This is a genomic window from Nannocystis pusilla (assembly GCF_020073745.1).
GTDB lineage: Bacteria > Myxococcota_A > Polyangia > Nannocystales > Nannocystaceae > Nannocystis > Nannocystis radixulma.
The window spans coordinates 37312-52176 of record NZ_JAIRAU010000037.1; the positions used below are offsets into that span (position 1 = coordinate 37312).

The 14865-nt window shown below is 68.4% G+C and carries 13 protein-coding genes and 1 pseudogene; 9 read left to right on the forward strand and 5 right to left on the reverse strand.

Annotated features, from left to right (window positions below):
* Window position 1: 1 nt before the first annotated feature.
* Window positions 2-751 carry an SDR family oxidoreductase gene (locus K7C98_RS27395; protein ID WP_224194737.1) on the forward strand — a complete coding sequence of 250 codons (750 nt, stop codon included), beginning with the start codon at window positions 2-4 and terminating at the stop codon, window positions 749-751.
* Window positions 752-1013: 262 nt separating this feature from the next.
* Here K7C98_RS27395 and K7C98_RS27400 read toward each other — a convergent pair whose 3' ends face one another.
* Complete coding sequence (locus tag K7C98_RS27400; protein ID WP_224194738.1) at window positions 1014-2048, reverse strand: hypothetical protein; 1035 nt, start codon at window positions 2046-2048, stop codon at window positions 1014-1016.
* Between the two features lie 143 nt (window positions 2049-2191).
* Between K7C98_RS27400 and K7C98_RS45060 the strand changes: the two genes are divergently transcribed.
* The 6 genes from K7C98_RS45060 to K7C98_RS27430 all read left to right on the forward strand — a co-directional run bounded on the left by K7C98_RS45060 (window position 2192) and on the right by K7C98_RS27430 (window position 7727).
* A complete protein-coding gene (locus K7C98_RS45060; protein WP_224194739.1) occupies window positions 2192-3646 on the forward strand; it encodes a DUF805 domain-containing protein in 1455 nt (484 codons plus the stop codon).
* 336 nt (window positions 3647-3982) lie between these two features.
* Window positions 3983-4450: a hypothetical protein gene (locus tag K7C98_RS27410; RefSeq protein WP_224194740.1), complete on the forward strand. Its 468-nt coding sequence runs from the start codon at window positions 3983-3985 to the stop codon at window positions 4448-4450.
* A 101-nt stretch (window positions 4451-4551) separates the two neighbouring features.
* Window positions 4552-6567, forward strand: coding sequence for an alpha-ketoglutarate-dependent dioxygenase AlkB (locus K7C98_RS27415; RefSeq protein ID WP_224194741.1), 2016 nt, complete (start codon window positions 4552-4554; stop codon window positions 6565-6567).
* Window positions 6568-6708: 141 nt separating this feature from the next.
* Window positions 6709-6888: a hypothetical protein gene (locus K7C98_RS27420; RefSeq protein WP_224194742.1), complete on the forward strand. Its 180-nt coding sequence runs from the start codon at window positions 6709-6711 to the stop codon at window positions 6886-6888.
* Window positions 6889-7237: 349 nt separating this feature from the next.
* Entirely contained in the window at window positions 7238-7576 is a 339-nt protein-coding gene (locus K7C98_RS27425; RefSeq protein ID WP_224194743.1) for a hypothetical protein, read from the forward strand.
* A gap of 10 nt (window positions 7577-7586) precedes the next feature.
* On the forward strand, window positions 7587-7727 hold the full coding sequence (locus K7C98_RS27430) for a hypothetical protein (protein WP_224194744.1): 141 nt from the start codon (window positions 7587-7589) through the stop codon (window positions 7725-7727).
* Between the two features lie 221 nt (window positions 7728-7948).
* On the opposite strand, the gene K7C98_RS27435 is transcribed toward K7C98_RS27430, so the two are convergent.
* Both K7C98_RS27435 and K7C98_RS45530 read right to left on the reverse strand, forming a co-directional pair.
* Entirely contained in the window at window positions 7949-8218 is a 270-nt protein-coding gene (locus tag K7C98_RS27435; protein ID WP_224194776.1) for a hypothetical protein, read from the reverse strand.
* A gap of 81 nt (window positions 8219-8299) precedes the next feature.
* A pseudogene (locus K7C98_RS45530) lies at window positions 8300-8626 on the reverse strand (hypothetical protein); the annotation flags it as partial.
* Between the two features lie 235 nt (window positions 8627-8861).
* Between K7C98_RS45530 and K7C98_RS27445 the strand changes: the two are divergent.
* The gene (locus tag K7C98_RS27445) at window positions 8862-10121 is read left to right on the forward strand and encodes an IS1380 family transposase (protein WP_224194745.1); all 1260 of its coding nucleotides are present in this window, start codon (window positions 8862-8864) and stop codon (window positions 10119-10121) included.
* A 423-nt stretch (window positions 10122-10544) separates the two neighbouring features.
* Here the strand turns inward: K7C98_RS27445 and K7C98_RS27450 are convergent, their stop codons facing one another.
* Both K7C98_RS27450 and K7C98_RS27455 read right to left on the reverse strand, forming a co-directional pair.
* Complete coding sequence (locus K7C98_RS27450) at window positions 10545-11396, reverse strand: LytR/AlgR family response regulator transcription factor (RefSeq protein ID WP_224194746.1); 852 nt, start codon at window positions 11394-11396, stop codon at window positions 10545-10547.
* Window positions 11339-12661, reverse strand: coding sequence for a sensor histidine kinase (locus K7C98_RS27455; RefSeq protein WP_224194747.1), 1323 nt, complete (start codon window positions 12659-12661; stop codon window positions 11339-11341). Before K7C98_RS27455 ends, K7C98_RS27450 begins: the two co-directional genes overlap by 58 nt.
* 306 nt (window positions 12662-12967) lie before the next feature.
* Here K7C98_RS27455 and K7C98_RS27460 point away from each other — a divergent pair, with 306 nt between their 5' ends.
* Window positions 12968-14356, forward strand: a complete 1389-nt coding sequence (locus tag K7C98_RS27460; RefSeq protein ID WP_224194748.1) for a hypothetical protein — start codon at window positions 12968-12970, stop codon at window positions 14354-14356.
* Window positions 14357-14865: the final 509 nt, after the last annotated feature.

Consider the following 14865-nt stretch of genomic DNA (forward strand, 5'->3'; position numbering starts at 1 on the left):
CATGAAGAAGTTGGACGGCAAGATCGCAATCATCACCGGCGGCACGACCGGCATCGGGTTGGCGAGCGCGAAGCTGTTCGCCGCCGAGGGCGCTCGCGTGACGGTCACGGGCACGAACCCGCAGACGCTGGCGACGGCACGTCGAGACCTGGAAGGGCTCGCCGAGGTGGTGGCGTCGGACGCCGGCTCGGCGGCGGAGATCGAGCAACTGGCGCGCGACGCCGGCGCCAGACACGGGCGGGTCGACGTCCTGTTCCTGAACGCGGGGATCACCCGCTACGGGCTGCTCACGGCGATCGACGAGCAGGCGGTCGACGAGTCGTTGCGCGTCAATTTCAAGGGGCCCTGGCTGGCGGTGCGATCATTCGCGCCCCTGATGCCGCGGGGAGCGAGCATCGTGGTCAACACGTCGATGACGCACCTCGTGGGAAGGCCGTACACCGGGGTGTATGCAGCCACCAAGGCCGCGCTCGCCTCATTGACCCGGACGGCCGCGGCAGAGCTCGCCGGCGCTGGCGTGCGCGTCAACGCGGTGAGCCCGGGTCCGGTCGATACGCCGATCCACGCGAAGGCGGGGCTCGCCGCGGGGGTCCAGGGGTGGGCGTCGCAGATCCCGCTCGGGCGCGTGGGAGCGCCGGACGACATCGCCAGGGTCGCGCTGTTCCTCGCGTCGGACGACTCGTCGTTCATGACGGGAGAAGAACTGCTGGTCGATGGCGGAATGACGCGACTGCTTCGCCAGGGCGGGTGAGCCGCGCGCACGCGGTCGAGGTGCTCGTCCGCGACGGACTCCGGTCGACTCCCGCACGCGCGCGACGGCCCTGGGCGTCGAGGCACTCCCGCGCGCGGGCGCGGAGGTGAGCGACTGTTCGGCGTCGATTGGGGGGACGCACAAGTACGGGTTTCTGGACCTGTAAGTTTGATGCCTGGCGTCCCCGGCTTCGGTCCCACCGAGGGCGATCTCGCCGAGGTCGCGGAGATCCTTGCGCGGTATCGGCGGCGCGAGGCCGCGGTCAGTCAGTCTCGTCGTCGCCGAGCCGCTCGTGGCGGCGCCACCTCGGCAGCGCGGCGAGGATCTTCGCGGCCTCGAGCTCGCGCACTCGCTCGAACAGCCACGCCATCGCGGTCTCGTGCTCGAGATCGCCGGCGAGCGCCTGCGAGGCTCCGATCCACGGCGACACCGGGTTCCAGTCGACGATCCAGCCCTTCGGCAAGCCGGGGGCGAGCGCCCCGATCGCGTCGTACGCGGCGCGGTCGTCGGGCCGGAACTCGATCCACAGCGTCAGCTCCGGGCTGTCGCGGAAGTAGATCCCGAAGCACACCCACGGGTAACGCCGGCTGTCGACGACGAGGCGGTTGTGGCGGACGAACTGCCCGACGATCGCGCGGGTGAGCCTGGCCTCGCTGCGCGGGAAGTTCGACTCGAACCAACTGGCCGGCAGATCGGGTCGGTCCAGGAATTCGCGGGCGAGCCGGGTCGCCTTGCACAGCAGCGCCCGCGCGTGCCCAGCGGCGCCCAGCTGGGCGACCGTGAAGGGTGCGTCGAATTCGTCGGCCATCCGGTGGTCCTCCAGGAAGTCGCGCAGTTCGAGCCAGTAATGGTGGCAGTCCGCGGTGACGCACGCGCGCAGCGTGTTCCAGCGCAATGTCGGTACGTCGCGCGTCAGCGGATATTTGCACAGCATAAACACGATCGGCAGCGGGGCGGACGGCCAGCGGCCGGCGGCGGCGCGGTAGGCTTGCAGTTGATCGCCGCTGAGGCCGGCGTGCGCCTTGACCTCGATCCACAGGTGCAGCGGGACGCCATCGACGACCAGCTCGACGACGAGGTCGACGATCCCGCCGGGGACTCGCACCTGGGTGTCGACGCGGCCGACGCGAGCCTCGCGGAACGCCGCGAGGTGGGCGACCTCCCGCGGCAGCGCGCGCAGCAGCGGGCCCGGATCGCGCTCGACGGCGTCGGCGAGCGCCTCGGTGGTGAAGTTCTCGAGCGCGCAGTTCTCGACGGCGCGCGCGAAGGAGAACAGCCGGTCGAGGCGGCGGCGCATCGGAGCCGCACGGTACCACCTCGGCCCGCTCCTGCGGGATCGGCTGGCCAAAATTGCCCTTGGCGACCCTGACGATGAGCAGCTCTGGGAATGGGCCGTATCTCATCTTCCCGAGTGCGCGCAGTCGTCCTAAGCTGGACCACGTGCGGCGAAGCGACGACCCCGGGCTGCTCCGGTTCCTGTTCGGAATGACGGCGCCGGTCGGCAGGCGCTCGTACCTCGTCACCGGGGTCGCGTTGATGGCGCTCAAGTACGCGATCGACGCCGGGCTGATCTACGCGACGACCGGACACGTGTGGACGCCGGTGGAGTTCCTGAGCCCGCTCCTGTCGACCCGCGAGGCGGTCCTCCGCGGCGGCAACCAGTGGGCGCTGCTCGTGATGCTCGCGGCGTCGCTGCCGTTCACGTGGATCGGCCTGGCCATGACGGTGCGGCGAGCGGAGGACGCGGGCGAGTCGCCGGTGCTCGCGCTGCTGTTCCTCGTGCCGGGCGTCAACTTCGCGCTGCTGCTCGCATTCTCGCTGTGGCCGACTGCGCCGCGGTCGGAGACGGCGGTCCCCGCCACGCAGGCGCCCGTCGGCGTGGTTGCGCCGCACGAGGGCATCCGGGCGGCCCTCCTCGGCGTCGCGCTCGGGCTCGTGCTCGCGGTCGGGATCACGCTGTTCTCGACGCTGGTCCTGCGCGAGTACGGCTACACCCTGTTCTTCATCACGCCGACGCTGGTCGCTGCGTGCGCCGGCTATGTCTACAACCGTACGCGGGAACGCGGGACCGGGGCGACGATCGGCGTCGGGCTGCTCGCGCTGCTGATGGTCGGCGGGGCGCTGCTGCTGCTGGCGATCGAGGGCGCGCTCTGCCTGTTGATGGCCGCGCCGCTCGCGGCGCCGCTCGGGATCCTCGGCGCGATGATCGGGCAGGCGCTCGCCGGCTCGGCGCGAGTCGGCGCGGGGAGCATCGCGGCGCTGGTGCTCGCCCTGCCGATCCTGACAGCGGTCGAGGCATGGCTACCGGCGCCGCTGGTCGAGCGCGAGGTGCGGACGACGATCGTGGTCGACGCGCCGCCGGCGGCGGTCTGGCCCAACGTCGTCGGCTTCGTCGAGCTCGACGCGCCGCCGGCGTGGATCTACGAGCTCGGCGTCGCGTATCCGTTGCGCGCGCGGATCGAGGGCGAGGGCGTCGGCGCGGTCCGTCACTGCGAGTTCACCACGGGCGCGTTCGTCGAGCCGATCACCGCGTGGGAGCCCGGCCGGCGGCTCGCGTTCGACGTCGTCGCCCAGCCGGCGCCGATGCACGAGCTGAGCCCGTACCGCCATGTCCACCCGCCGCACCTCGACGGCTACTTCCGTTCGCGCCGGGGCGAGTTCCGCCTGCGCGACCTGGGCGACGGCCGTACGGAGCTGTCCGGCAGCACGTGGTACACGCTCGACCTGGCCCCGACGACATACTGGGCGCTGTGGACCGACGCGCTGATCCACGGGATCCACCGCCGCGCGCTCGCACACGTCGCGCGGCTCAGCGAGCGCGGCGCGGTCTCGGTGCCGGCGGCCGTCGACGACGTCGCAGGCGTGAGCCTCGGTGCGAGCCCGCGAGGCGAGTGAGGCGCGCGTCGCAAGTAGGACCGGGCCGTGGTGCGACAACGTCGAACGGCCGGCATCCACAGGGCGAAGCCCTGCTCACCGCACGACGTCACGACTCCTCTGACATGAGGGCGGTGGCGTCGATCGAGATGGAGCGCTGCCGATGACCGGGCAGTGTCGGTGGTACTTCGACGGCGAGGCCGGCCTTCTGGCAGCAGACTCTCCAGCGAGAGGACACTCAGCAGCGCCTCGCCGCCGACGTCTTCCGCGCCGTCGCCCTCGCTGGTCATGCACCCGCTGTTTCGCTGCCGCCCTGGACAACTTGCACGGCTGCGTGAGATGGTGGATGCTGCGGGCATGCGCTGGCTCCGGCTGTTCGTGCAACGTCTGCGTGGCTTGCCGGCCGCGAGCGACCAGCAGATTGGGGGCGCGGCAGAGGTTTCGTTCACGACGCTCCTGTCACTGACGACGCGGGTCCGCGTGTGGCACGACGGTGCCAACGGCGAGAACCGGCAAGACTTTCGGGTGCACGCGGTGGTCGAGGCTCCGGAGCCGCTCGAGCGGCTCCGGGCGTTGCTTCGGGCGGTGGAGACTACGGGATCGCTTCGCATGAGCTGTGCCGCTGCTGTACTCGAGCTGCTGGCGGCCGATGGACGACGGTTGGCGACCATCGATGTCTTGGATAGCGCGCGAGTTCGGTGGAGCGGGTGGGAGAGCGACAGGCAGGCCGATGTCGAGCTCCTTCGCTGGCTCGCCACCCATGGCGTGTCCGGCCCGCTTGATGCCTGGCTGCGATGGCGCAGTAGAGCCTCCAGGCCGGGGTAGTCCAGACGCGGGGAGACCGGACGGTTACGTTGCGCATGCGCGCGGCGGCCTCCCGCTCGGCGAGCGGGAGAGCGGGCCTGTCCCGGTGGTATCCTGCCGCAATGGCCCGGCCGCGCATCCCCGAAGCCCGCATCGTCGACACCCGCCAGGTCCTGATCGTGCTCGCACCGCGGGGTGACGAACGCCCGGTGGACGGCTTCGCCGGCGCGGTGGTCACCGAACCCTCGGCGGGGCTGCCCGACCTCGCGGGCAAGGCCGTCTACCTGTGCGGTGACGTGTCGAAGGCCGCAGCCCTCGACCTCTCGGCCGCGTCGCGGATCCTGGTGATCCGGGAGGGCTCCCACGGCGACGCGGCGGGTGACCTCGCCCCCTGGCCGGTGGTGAGCCTCGGCCGGGTCCCGATCCACGTACACGGGCTCGGCGTGTACTACCGGTGTTACTTCGACCCGGAGGTCGACTACGTCGCGCGGATCCGCGGCGAGCACGTCTTCCAGTCGCTGACCGAATCCACCAAGCCCGCGACGGCGCACCGCACCGGGCTCTACCTGACACCGGTGCGAAAGGAGCGCGACGCGCTCCATTTCCGTCTGCTGCGCTGCTCCACCAACCTGTCGGGCCCGACCGACAACTTCCGCTCGACCGACCGCCACATCGTCGACGCGCTGAACCAGGAAGCAGCGCTGGTCTTCTCGGGGGCGGCGCCGCTCAACCACGTATTGGCGCAGATCTATCACAACACTCCGGCCGACCTCGAAAAAAAGCAGGCGAAGGCCCGGATCTCGTCCCACGCCGACAAGACCAAGGACATGCCGGACCACGGCGTCATGGCCTTCTGCACCTTCTACGAACACCTCGATCGGCTCGGTCCCATGGCCGGCGATCCCTTCGATCGTGGTCACCGGGGGATCAGCGGACTGACCCGGCTCCGCTTCCGACTCAAGGAGGTCGAGGCCGCGGAGAGAGGCACGTCCCCGGACCAGTTCACGATCACGCTGTATCCCAATTCCGTGTTCTTCATGCCGCTGTCGACCAACCGGCGCTACACGCACGAGATCGTGCCGTCCGAGCTGGACGCCGCGCGGCTCCCGACCCGGCTCGGCTACGTGGTGCGCTGCTCGAAGACCGAGGCGGTCCACGAGGATGGGCGCACCTTCCTGCTCCGGGATGGGGCGCGGGTGGAGCTGGAGGCCCCGACACCGGAGGGGATGACGGAGCTGCGCCGGCTGTACGCCGAGGAGAACAAGACGTCGGCCCACATCGATTACGGAGACGGCTTTCGCTTCAGCATGAATGCGGGGGACTACCGTGCGCCGAACTACGAGGCGTCCGACCTGTTCCGCACGTATACGATCTCCACCGAGGTCGACCTCTTCGCGGAGCTGTCCGCGTCGGCCCGGCTCGAGGAGCTGGGAAAGGGCCGGCGCGGCGCGGTGCTCGTGGTGACCGAAAGCTCGCGCGGGGTCCCCATCGTCCGCACCACCACCGCGTACACGCTCCCGGCTCAGTGCTTTCGACCGATCCACGCCGCGCTCGCGCGGCAGGTCTGCGCGTGTGCCTCGCTCGCGATCCCCTTCAACAACGCGCTGCTGGAGGTCTACTCCCGCGCCTACGCCACCATGGGCGCCCACTCCGACCAAACGCTCGACCTGGACGATGCCGGGGAGATCGCCCTCTTCTCCTGTTATGAACACCGCGAGGCCGGGCCGTCGCGGCGGCTGATGGTGGAGTCGAAGGAGCCCGGGGGGCCCTCCTTCGTCATCCCGCTCCTCCACGGCCGTGTCGTCGTGTTCTCCGCCGACACCAATCGGAGGTTCCGCCACCGGATCGTGCTGGACCCCGCGGCTGGAGCTCCCGACAACACCTGGTTGGGGGTCACGTTCCGCACCTCGAAGACGTGGGTGCACGTTCGTGACGGACAGCCCCGTCTCGCCGACGGCACACCGCTGACCCTCGCCGACGACGAGGAGCGCCGCGAATTCCTCCGGCTCCGACGCCTGGAGAACCAGGAGATTGAATTCATCTACCCCCGCGTCACCTGCACCCTGAGCCCGAGCGATCTCTGGCCGCCGGAGACGGCCACGACGCCAGGTGCTCGTGCGGCGCGCGGGCTATCGTAGGACCATGGGTCCTGTGGCACAATCGCGGCACCATGCTGACCGCCGGATCCGCTCGTGTCTCGCTCGCCATCGCGGCCGTGCTCCTGGCCGGCGGGTGCGAGCGCGAGGCGTCCCCTTCAGTCGGCGCCGTCGATCCCGAGCGTGCCGAGGGCGGACGACTGGATCGTGCGCGCGGTCGAATCGACGGGCGACGGCCCGGCGATCGTCCTCGTCGCCGACCCGGAGCAGTGGCCGCGCCTTTACTCGCACCTGCGTGTCCTCGCGCCCGCCTTGCCGGCCGGACTCGCCGCGCACCTCGACTCCGTCGCCGATCCCTCGTAGTGGCTCCGCGTGGCTCTCGCGCCCGTCGCCGGCCAGCTCGTAATGGCAGTAGGCCCGAGCCCATGCTCGTTCGCTCGCCAGGCCCTCGGGCGTGCCGAGCGCCGCTCGCGCTCTCCGCGCTCATCGTGGACGAGGCCGGTGAAGGTCCGCCGATCGATCGGCGGGCGGTCACCGCGGTCCGTCACACCGAGGACGCGAGCGCCCGAGTAAGACATCGACACAGACCTCTCCGACACGGTTCCTCCGCCGGGGGCCCGATCGATCCAGATAGCGGACATTCGACCCGTCGCTTGCGATCGGTATCCTGCCGCTCGCCGCGACGACGCCTCCCCCCGCACCGAGGTTCCCCGTGAAGCGAATTCTCCATCGTCTGCCTCTGGCCGTGGCCGCCGCGATGCTGCTGGCCGCCGCTCCCGCGTACGCTTATTCGACCTGCAACGGCGAGCGAGCTTCGCCGGCTACCAACTATTCGACCTCCTTCGCAGTAACGAATCGCAGCAGTTCGGCGGTCGACCTGTACTGGCTCGATTTCCAGGGCCAGCGCACGTACTACGCCACCATCAACCCCGGGAGCCGACACTGGCAGCAGACCTACTACGGCCACATTTGGGTCGTAACGACCTTGAACGGTGACTGTCTCATCGCTTTCGTCGGCCCGAGCGAGCATCAAGAGTTCGACGTGTACTAGCTAGCAGCCCGTGGCGAAAGTCGCGGCAACCACGCGCCGCGGGCAGCGGATGCTCGATGTCCCGCGTGCGCTCCTGCTGTTTCACGACGGGCACGGGACGTACGACGTGCTGGTCGAGGTCCCGCCCGCGGACGTCCCGGACGCGACGTGACGGCGCGTCGGTGGCGCCCGTGATTGTCAGCACTCGCGCAATCGAGGAGGTGTGCCCCGCTCGCGCCCGGGCGCTGCAGGTTGTCGCACACCGCGGGGCGGCGGCGGTGGACCGCCTCGGCGAAGCGGGCGACCGGACCCTCGTCGTCTGGCTGCTCACCGCGGCCGTCATTGCTCACTCGCCCTGCACTCCGATCTCCTCGCGATCGCTCTCTTTCATCATCATGGGCTCATGACGGTATCCGGAGGCAGTCCTGGGTGGACAAAATGTCCCTCGCCGACATCCTTATCATAGACCAGAAAGGCGCCATCACAATTTCCCACCAGCCGACCATCCGGCAGCGCCGCCAATGAAGACAGGCGTGTGGAGAAGAGCCCGAGGGTCCTTACACTCTTCAACGGGTTCGCAGGGCTCAGGTCCCAGATGTCGATTTCACCTTCACCCTCGCAGCAGCTCGCCAGCCACCCGTTCTGCAACACCGCGAGCGACATCGCCCTGCGAACCCCTCCGTGGGTGCTCCCCACGGAGTCGAGGGGGCGCCCCTCTTCGGGCCGCCTCACGTCCCATAGACGAACCGTGGCATCATCCCCGCCGCTCACCATCCGCCCGTCCGGCAGGCCGATCAGCGACCTCACAAACCCTGTCTTATGCTCGACGCCGAAGAGCGGGCGCGACGGCGACGTAGGGTCGCAGATCTTGATGAACGTCCCCCGTCCCCCGCTAGGCTTGCGGTCGCGAGGGACAGCGAGCTCGCCGACGGCCGCGGCGCGGCGCTGCTCGACGACGCCGGCGCGACGGTCGGCCTCGGCATCGCGCTCGCCGGCATCGCCGCGTCTCCTCGATCGGCAGCGCAGGCCCGAGCAGGCCGGTCTTGACCCGTCGGTCCGTGCCCCCAGCACGGTACCGAACCAGCGCGACCTTCTTCCCGGTCGGCAGAACCCGCAGGATGAAGCCTGGGAGTGCTTCGCAGGTGACTTCGTACATCTTCGCGCGAGTCTTGCACTCGCGCACGAACGCAGCGGTGATCATGACCGTTCCTCCTACCCCCAGATTTTCGAGACAAACGAGCCGAGCTAGCCCGGATTTCTCACCAAGAAAAGGAATTCCGGCCGTACTTCCCGAGTTTGAGCAGGTGTGAAACAGTTGCTGGCCACCCAGGGGTACGGCCGGAACACGACAAGGTGTATCCGCGCCGAGTTCGATTTTCAACCAGCCGGGCGACGACGCGTCGAAGCTGCGTTCGACGCCGGACGGGTCAGCTCGGACGGCGGTTTGCTGCTGCTGCGCGAGCTGACCAAGAGTTCAGGCGTGTTTCGAAAGTTCGCGTCCTGCTTTCGGGATCACCGCGACCCCAGCCGCATCGAGCACACCGTCGAGGAACTACTCGCGCAGCGCGTGCTGGGCCTGCTGTGCGGTTACGAGGATTTGAACGACCACGACACACTCCGCGATGACGCCTTGCTCGCGCTGGCGGTCGGCAAGGCCGATCCGACCGGCGAGCAGCGCAAGCGGGAGCGCGACCGAGGTCACGCGCTGGCTGGCAAGAGCACGTTGAACCGCCTGGAGCTGGCGACGCCGCTCGTCGCTGGTGACGAGCGCTACAAGAAGATCAGCTACGACGACCACGGCATCCAGCGCCTCTTCGTCGACACCTTCCTCGCCGCTCATGCTGAATCACCAGCGGAAATTGTCCTCGATCTCGATGCGACCGACGACCCGGTACACGGTCAGCAGGAAGGCCGTTTCTTTCACGGCTTCTATGACGGCTACTGCTACCTACCGCTGTACGGCTTCTGCGGCGACTTTCTCCTTGGCGCTGCGCTGAACACCGCCGACGAGCAGCCAGTCAGCCATGCGGTCGAGGAGCTCGAGCGGATCGTCGGACAGATCCTCGCCCGCTGGCCCGATGTCCGGATCATCGTGCGGGGCGATTCCGGCTTCTGCCGGGACGAGGTCATGCGCTGGTGCGAAGACAACGGCCTCTTCTTCGTCCTGGGCTTGCAGAAGAACTCTCGTCTTGTCGCCGAGATCGAGGACGAGATGTACGAAGCCCGCGTCATCGCCGAGCGGACCGGCAAGAACGCGCGTGTATTCAAGGACTTCCGATACGAGACGAACCGGTCCTGGTCCTGCGAGCGTCGCGTGGTCGGCAAGGCCGAGTACACCACCGACAAGGAGAACCCGCGCTTCGTCGCCACCAACCTGTCGTGCGACGAGTACGACGCCCGCGGCCTCTACGAGGACCTGTACTGCGCTCGCGGCGACATGGAGAATCGGATCAAGGAGCAGCAGCTCGGCCTCTTCGCTGACCGCACCAGCGCGCACACGCTGCGCGCCAACCAGCTCCGCCTCTGGCTCTCCTCGATCGCGTACATGATCCTGTGCCAGGTCTGACGACGGCCGCTCAGCAGGCTCCGCTATCCGTGGTGAGAAATCCGGACTAGAGCGACCTTGCACATGTCCCGAAGAACATATTCTCGCGCTCAAGGGCGCACTGGGCGGATCTAGACCACGCGTACCGTATTGGTGATGTGGTGTGCAGGAGGCGCTAGACCCCTCTACGGGCCCGTATGCGAGGGGTTGTCTCGAAAGCTGCCCGAATCGCGACGAAATCGGGACGAAATTTCGCGACAACCTGGGGATCGCGCCGTCGCGCATCCACGGCTCTGGGCAGGCCTGGGCGCCCCCCCGGAGCAAGCCTTGGGGCCGGAGGTCGCAGGGCCGTCGCTACGCCGCATGGTGGATACGATGATGTCTTGGAGAAACCGCCGGCGGAGTTCCAATTCGACACAGCCGTGCTGCGGTTGTCGCGGAGGGTCAGCTGCGGCGGAGCCCCGTGGCCGTCGTGAGCAGCATCTCTCGCACGGATGCCGCGCGCTCGCGTGCGATGGGCACCCGGACGCCGGGCTGCCCGGGGCCGATGCCGGCGCCGACGAAAATCGTCGTCTCTGCGCCGTCGCGCTCGAGCTCCTTGATGTGGGCCGCGTTGACCAGCCAGTTCCGGTGAACGCGGGTGAGCGCCCGACCGAGCGACGCCTCGATCGCCACCAGGGACAAATCGAGGTCGAACGTGCCGTGCGGGGTGTGTACCGAGGTGAGCCGATCGGCCGCCTCGAAGGCCCAGACCTCGCTCGTGTCGAGGAACACCAGGCTCTTGCCGCGACGGGCCACGATTCGGAGCGGGCTCGCGGGCGAGGAGCGGCGGCGGGCATGTAGGCGGCGCAGGCACTGCACGACCCGCTCCGCGGTGAACGGCTTCAGCAGGTAGTCGTCGACGCCCAGAGCGAATGCCTCGATCGCATGCTCTTTGAACGCCGTCGCCAGCACGAACATCGGCCGATATACCTCGCTCGCCGAGGCGCGCACCAGGTCGAGTCCGGTCTTGTCGCCGTTCCCGCCGAGCGCCACATCGACGAACACGACGTCGATCCCGAGCCCCGAGGGCGCGAGATGCAACGCCTGGCGAGCCTCGTCCACGCTGACGACTGCGCCGACGACCTCGGCGAGATGGGACTCCTCGAGCAGCTCAACCAGGTAGTTGCGCGCCGGCCACTCGTCCTCGACGACGAGGGCGCGGAGCGGGCGCAGAACTCCCGTCGTGGAGAGCTCCCTCATCGTGCCGCCTCTCCCGCTGTCATGACCGTCATCGGCTCTCGCGCCGTGGCACAAGGTAGATCGAGGACGGTGCGCGTCCCCTCCGGGGACGAATCGATCCGCAGGCACCCGTCCGTGTACTTGAGTTCGATGCGACGGCGCACGGAACGGATGCCGAATGCCCCGGAGCGAGGCGGCGTCGCGGCCATGCCCGGGCCGTTGTCCTCCACCGTGCATACGAGGCGCGCGGCTCCCTTGTCGGGCTTCGTGATCGTCGCCTGGATGCGCACCTGCCCGCCTCCCTTGCGGCGCAGGGCGCCATGCTTCACGGCGTTCTCCACCAGCGGCTGGAGGAGCAGGCGTGGCAACAAGACGTCGTGGGTGCCACGAGCGAGCTCCCACCGGAAGTGGAGCGAGCCCGCATGACGTGCCTCGAGAATCTCGGCGTACCGTCGCAGCCAGGCGATCTCCTCTCCGAGCGTCTGCATCTCGTCCGCGTCATGGAGCACGTCGCGGAGCAGGTCGCCCAGACAGCCGATGAGGCGGCGAGCTTCCTGCGGCTCCTGGGTCGTGAAGCCCGCGATGGCGTTGAGGGTGTTGAGGATGAAGTGCGGCTCGAGTTGCGTGCGCAGCCGGGCGAGCTCGGCGCTGCTGCGTAGCTTCTCAGCCTCGAGCTTCAGCTTCTCGGCCTCGAGCTTCAGCTTCTCCGCCTCCAGCGCGCGCAGCTTGGCGTCCTCCAAGGCGAACGGGTAGATGAACGCAAGCGCCCAGAGGGCGCACATGAGAACCCCGAACACGACGCCGAATCCGGCGGTCCCCAGGTAGGTCGGCTCGCGCGGCGGGGGCGGCAAGATCTGCGGATGATGCCGCATCAGGTAACAGGCGCCGACGCCTCCGATACCACCGAAGAAGGCGGCAACGACGAGGGTCGCGAGGAGCGTCTGCGTCGGACCGAAGCCGCGGCGCGTGCCCCAGGTGAAGCTCACGAAGAGCGGGAGCATGTTCACCGGCACTCCGAGGAGCCAGAAGGCGAACCAATACACGGTGACGCCGTCCCCGGAGAGCGCGCTGGCCGCCCCGTGCATGATCGCCAGTACAGAGATGACGGCCATCCCCACGGCCAAGCGCTTCCAGCGGAACGTATGGGGGGGCGAGGGCGATGCGCTCATGAGCGTGCGACTGGTCCGGCTCGGATCGAGGGTACTCCATGTGCGGCTCCTGAGCAGCCCCGGGCCGACCGCGCCGACAGGCAGGCGGGGACTCCGCCGCCTGACCCGCAAAGCCAGTCGTGAACCGCCAAACCGATGGCGCAGCGTGGTATCGGCCTCCACCGAGATCATATCGTCCGACTTCACCAACGACTGACATCGATGCGATGATCTGACTACACCTCGAAAAGTGCATCGTCGAGATACATCTGTCAAGCTGTACGAGACGGGTGGAACACACTCGCGGGCGGGGCGGGGCGGTTCTGCATGCGAGGCGACGGCTCGTCGGCGGGAGACGACGGCTCGTCGGTGGGAGACGACGGTTCGTCGGAATCGTATCGTCACAACTTCGGCCTGCCCTATCCTGAGCGACCAGGAGCTACCTGCGATCATTCAGTTGCTCGCCTGCTTTATTACGGCAGTGCACATGGAGGAATCATGAAACTGCATCCGGCCATCCCCTCGTTGGTCACACTCGCCTTCATCGTCGGCTGCGAGAGCACCGCTGGCAGCACCGACGGGTCGAGCACCGAAAACCCAGGCTCCACCGAGGGCTCAAGTCCCACCGAGGGCGCAAGCCTCACCGAGGGCTCCGCTCCCACCGAGGGTTCCGACCCCACCGAGAGCTCGAACGCGCCCACGTACTACAAAGACATCGCTCCCATCGTCAACAATGAGTGCCTCGGCTGCCACCGGGACGGCGGCGTGGCGCCGTTCTCCCTGGAAGACCCCGAGGCCGCAGCGTCGTTGAGCGGATTGCTCGCGGCTTCGGTCCAATCGCGCACGATGCCGCCGATGCCGGTCAACAACGACGGCTCGTGCCACACGTACAAGAACGCGCGGTGGCTGAGCGACGAGGAGCTCGCGCTCTTCCAAAGCTGGTCGGAAGCCGGCGCGCCGCTCGGCGACCCCGCGGACGCACCCCCACCCCCTGTGGACGACAGCCCAAAACTCAGCGGAGAACTGGCGACCTTCGACATCGGCCTCGATTACATGCCCCAGCCCGCCCCGGGCGAGCAGGACGAATATCGCTGCTTCGTCGTCGATCCCGGGATCACCGAGGACTCCTTCATCACGGGCTACGACATCCTCCCGGGCGACCCCCGCGTCGTGCACCACGTGTCGCTCTTCTACCTGCTGGACGCCGAGGCTGAGGCCGAGGCCGCGGCGCTGGACGCGGCCGACCCCGAGCCCGGGTATCGCTGCTTCGGTGCCGCCGGCGTCCAGAAGTCCATCCTGTACGGCGTCTGGGTCCCTGGCAGCGGGGCGACCATCCTCCCCGAAGGCACGGGGATTTTTCACGGCGCGGGCCGCCAGGTGGTCGTCCAAGTCCACTACAACGTGCCGGTGCCAGGCCTCTACTCCGACCGCTCGAAGGTGACGTACCAGCTCGAGCAGGGCGCGACGTTGGAGCGGGCGTACCTGGTGCCGGCCGGCAGCTTCGAGTTCTCGGTGCCTCCCGGTGACCCGAAGGCCAACGTCAGCGCCGAGATGACGCTGGAGATGCTCGGGTGGTACGCTGGAATCACGATCCCCGGCGGCCTCCGCGTGTGGGGCTCGATGCCTCACATGCATGTGATAGGCGAGACCCAGCAGACCACGCTGCATCACCAAGGATCCGAGCAATGCCTCACCGACGTCGACCGCTGGGACTTCCATTGGCAGGACCTGTGGTGGTACCAAACCCCGATCGACGTGTCCCCCGGCGACACCCTCAGCATCTCGTGCAACTTCGACACGTCGGGACGCGAGATGCCCACGACTTGGGGCGAGGGGACCCACGACGAGATGTGCACGAACATCTTGTACGCGACGCTGCTTGACTAGCGTTCTGAACGGGCATCCACGGGGCCCCGACTCGGGGACCGCGCCCGCGCGCCTCCTCGCCGAGGGATCGGCGTCGGCGGGCCGGGACCGCGGTCGATCACGTCGCGCAGTCGCGTGCTCGTCGATGCGACCTCGCGCGGTCGATGCCGTCTGTCAAGAGCTCGATAACGAGCAACGGAAACGCGGTTCCACTCCGACGAAGATTTAGAGCCCGAAGAGTGCCCGGACGTGCAGGTGCCGAAGAGACTTTGGTGAAATCGTGTCGGCGCGGCGATAGGTGCCCCTACGGGCCCGTTTACGCTGTGTCGTCTCGAAAAGAGCCAAGATCGCTACAAAATCGAGACGAAATTCCGAGACAACGGGGAGATCGCGCCTCCGCGCATCCGGGCTCCTGTGCCGACCTGGACTACCCGCCGGGCCAAGCTCTGCGCCCGGCGGCCGCCCGGCCGTCGAGACAGGCTAACCGATCTTCGCGGCGGGGTTCGGCCTCCTTGCGTGGCCTAAGAGAC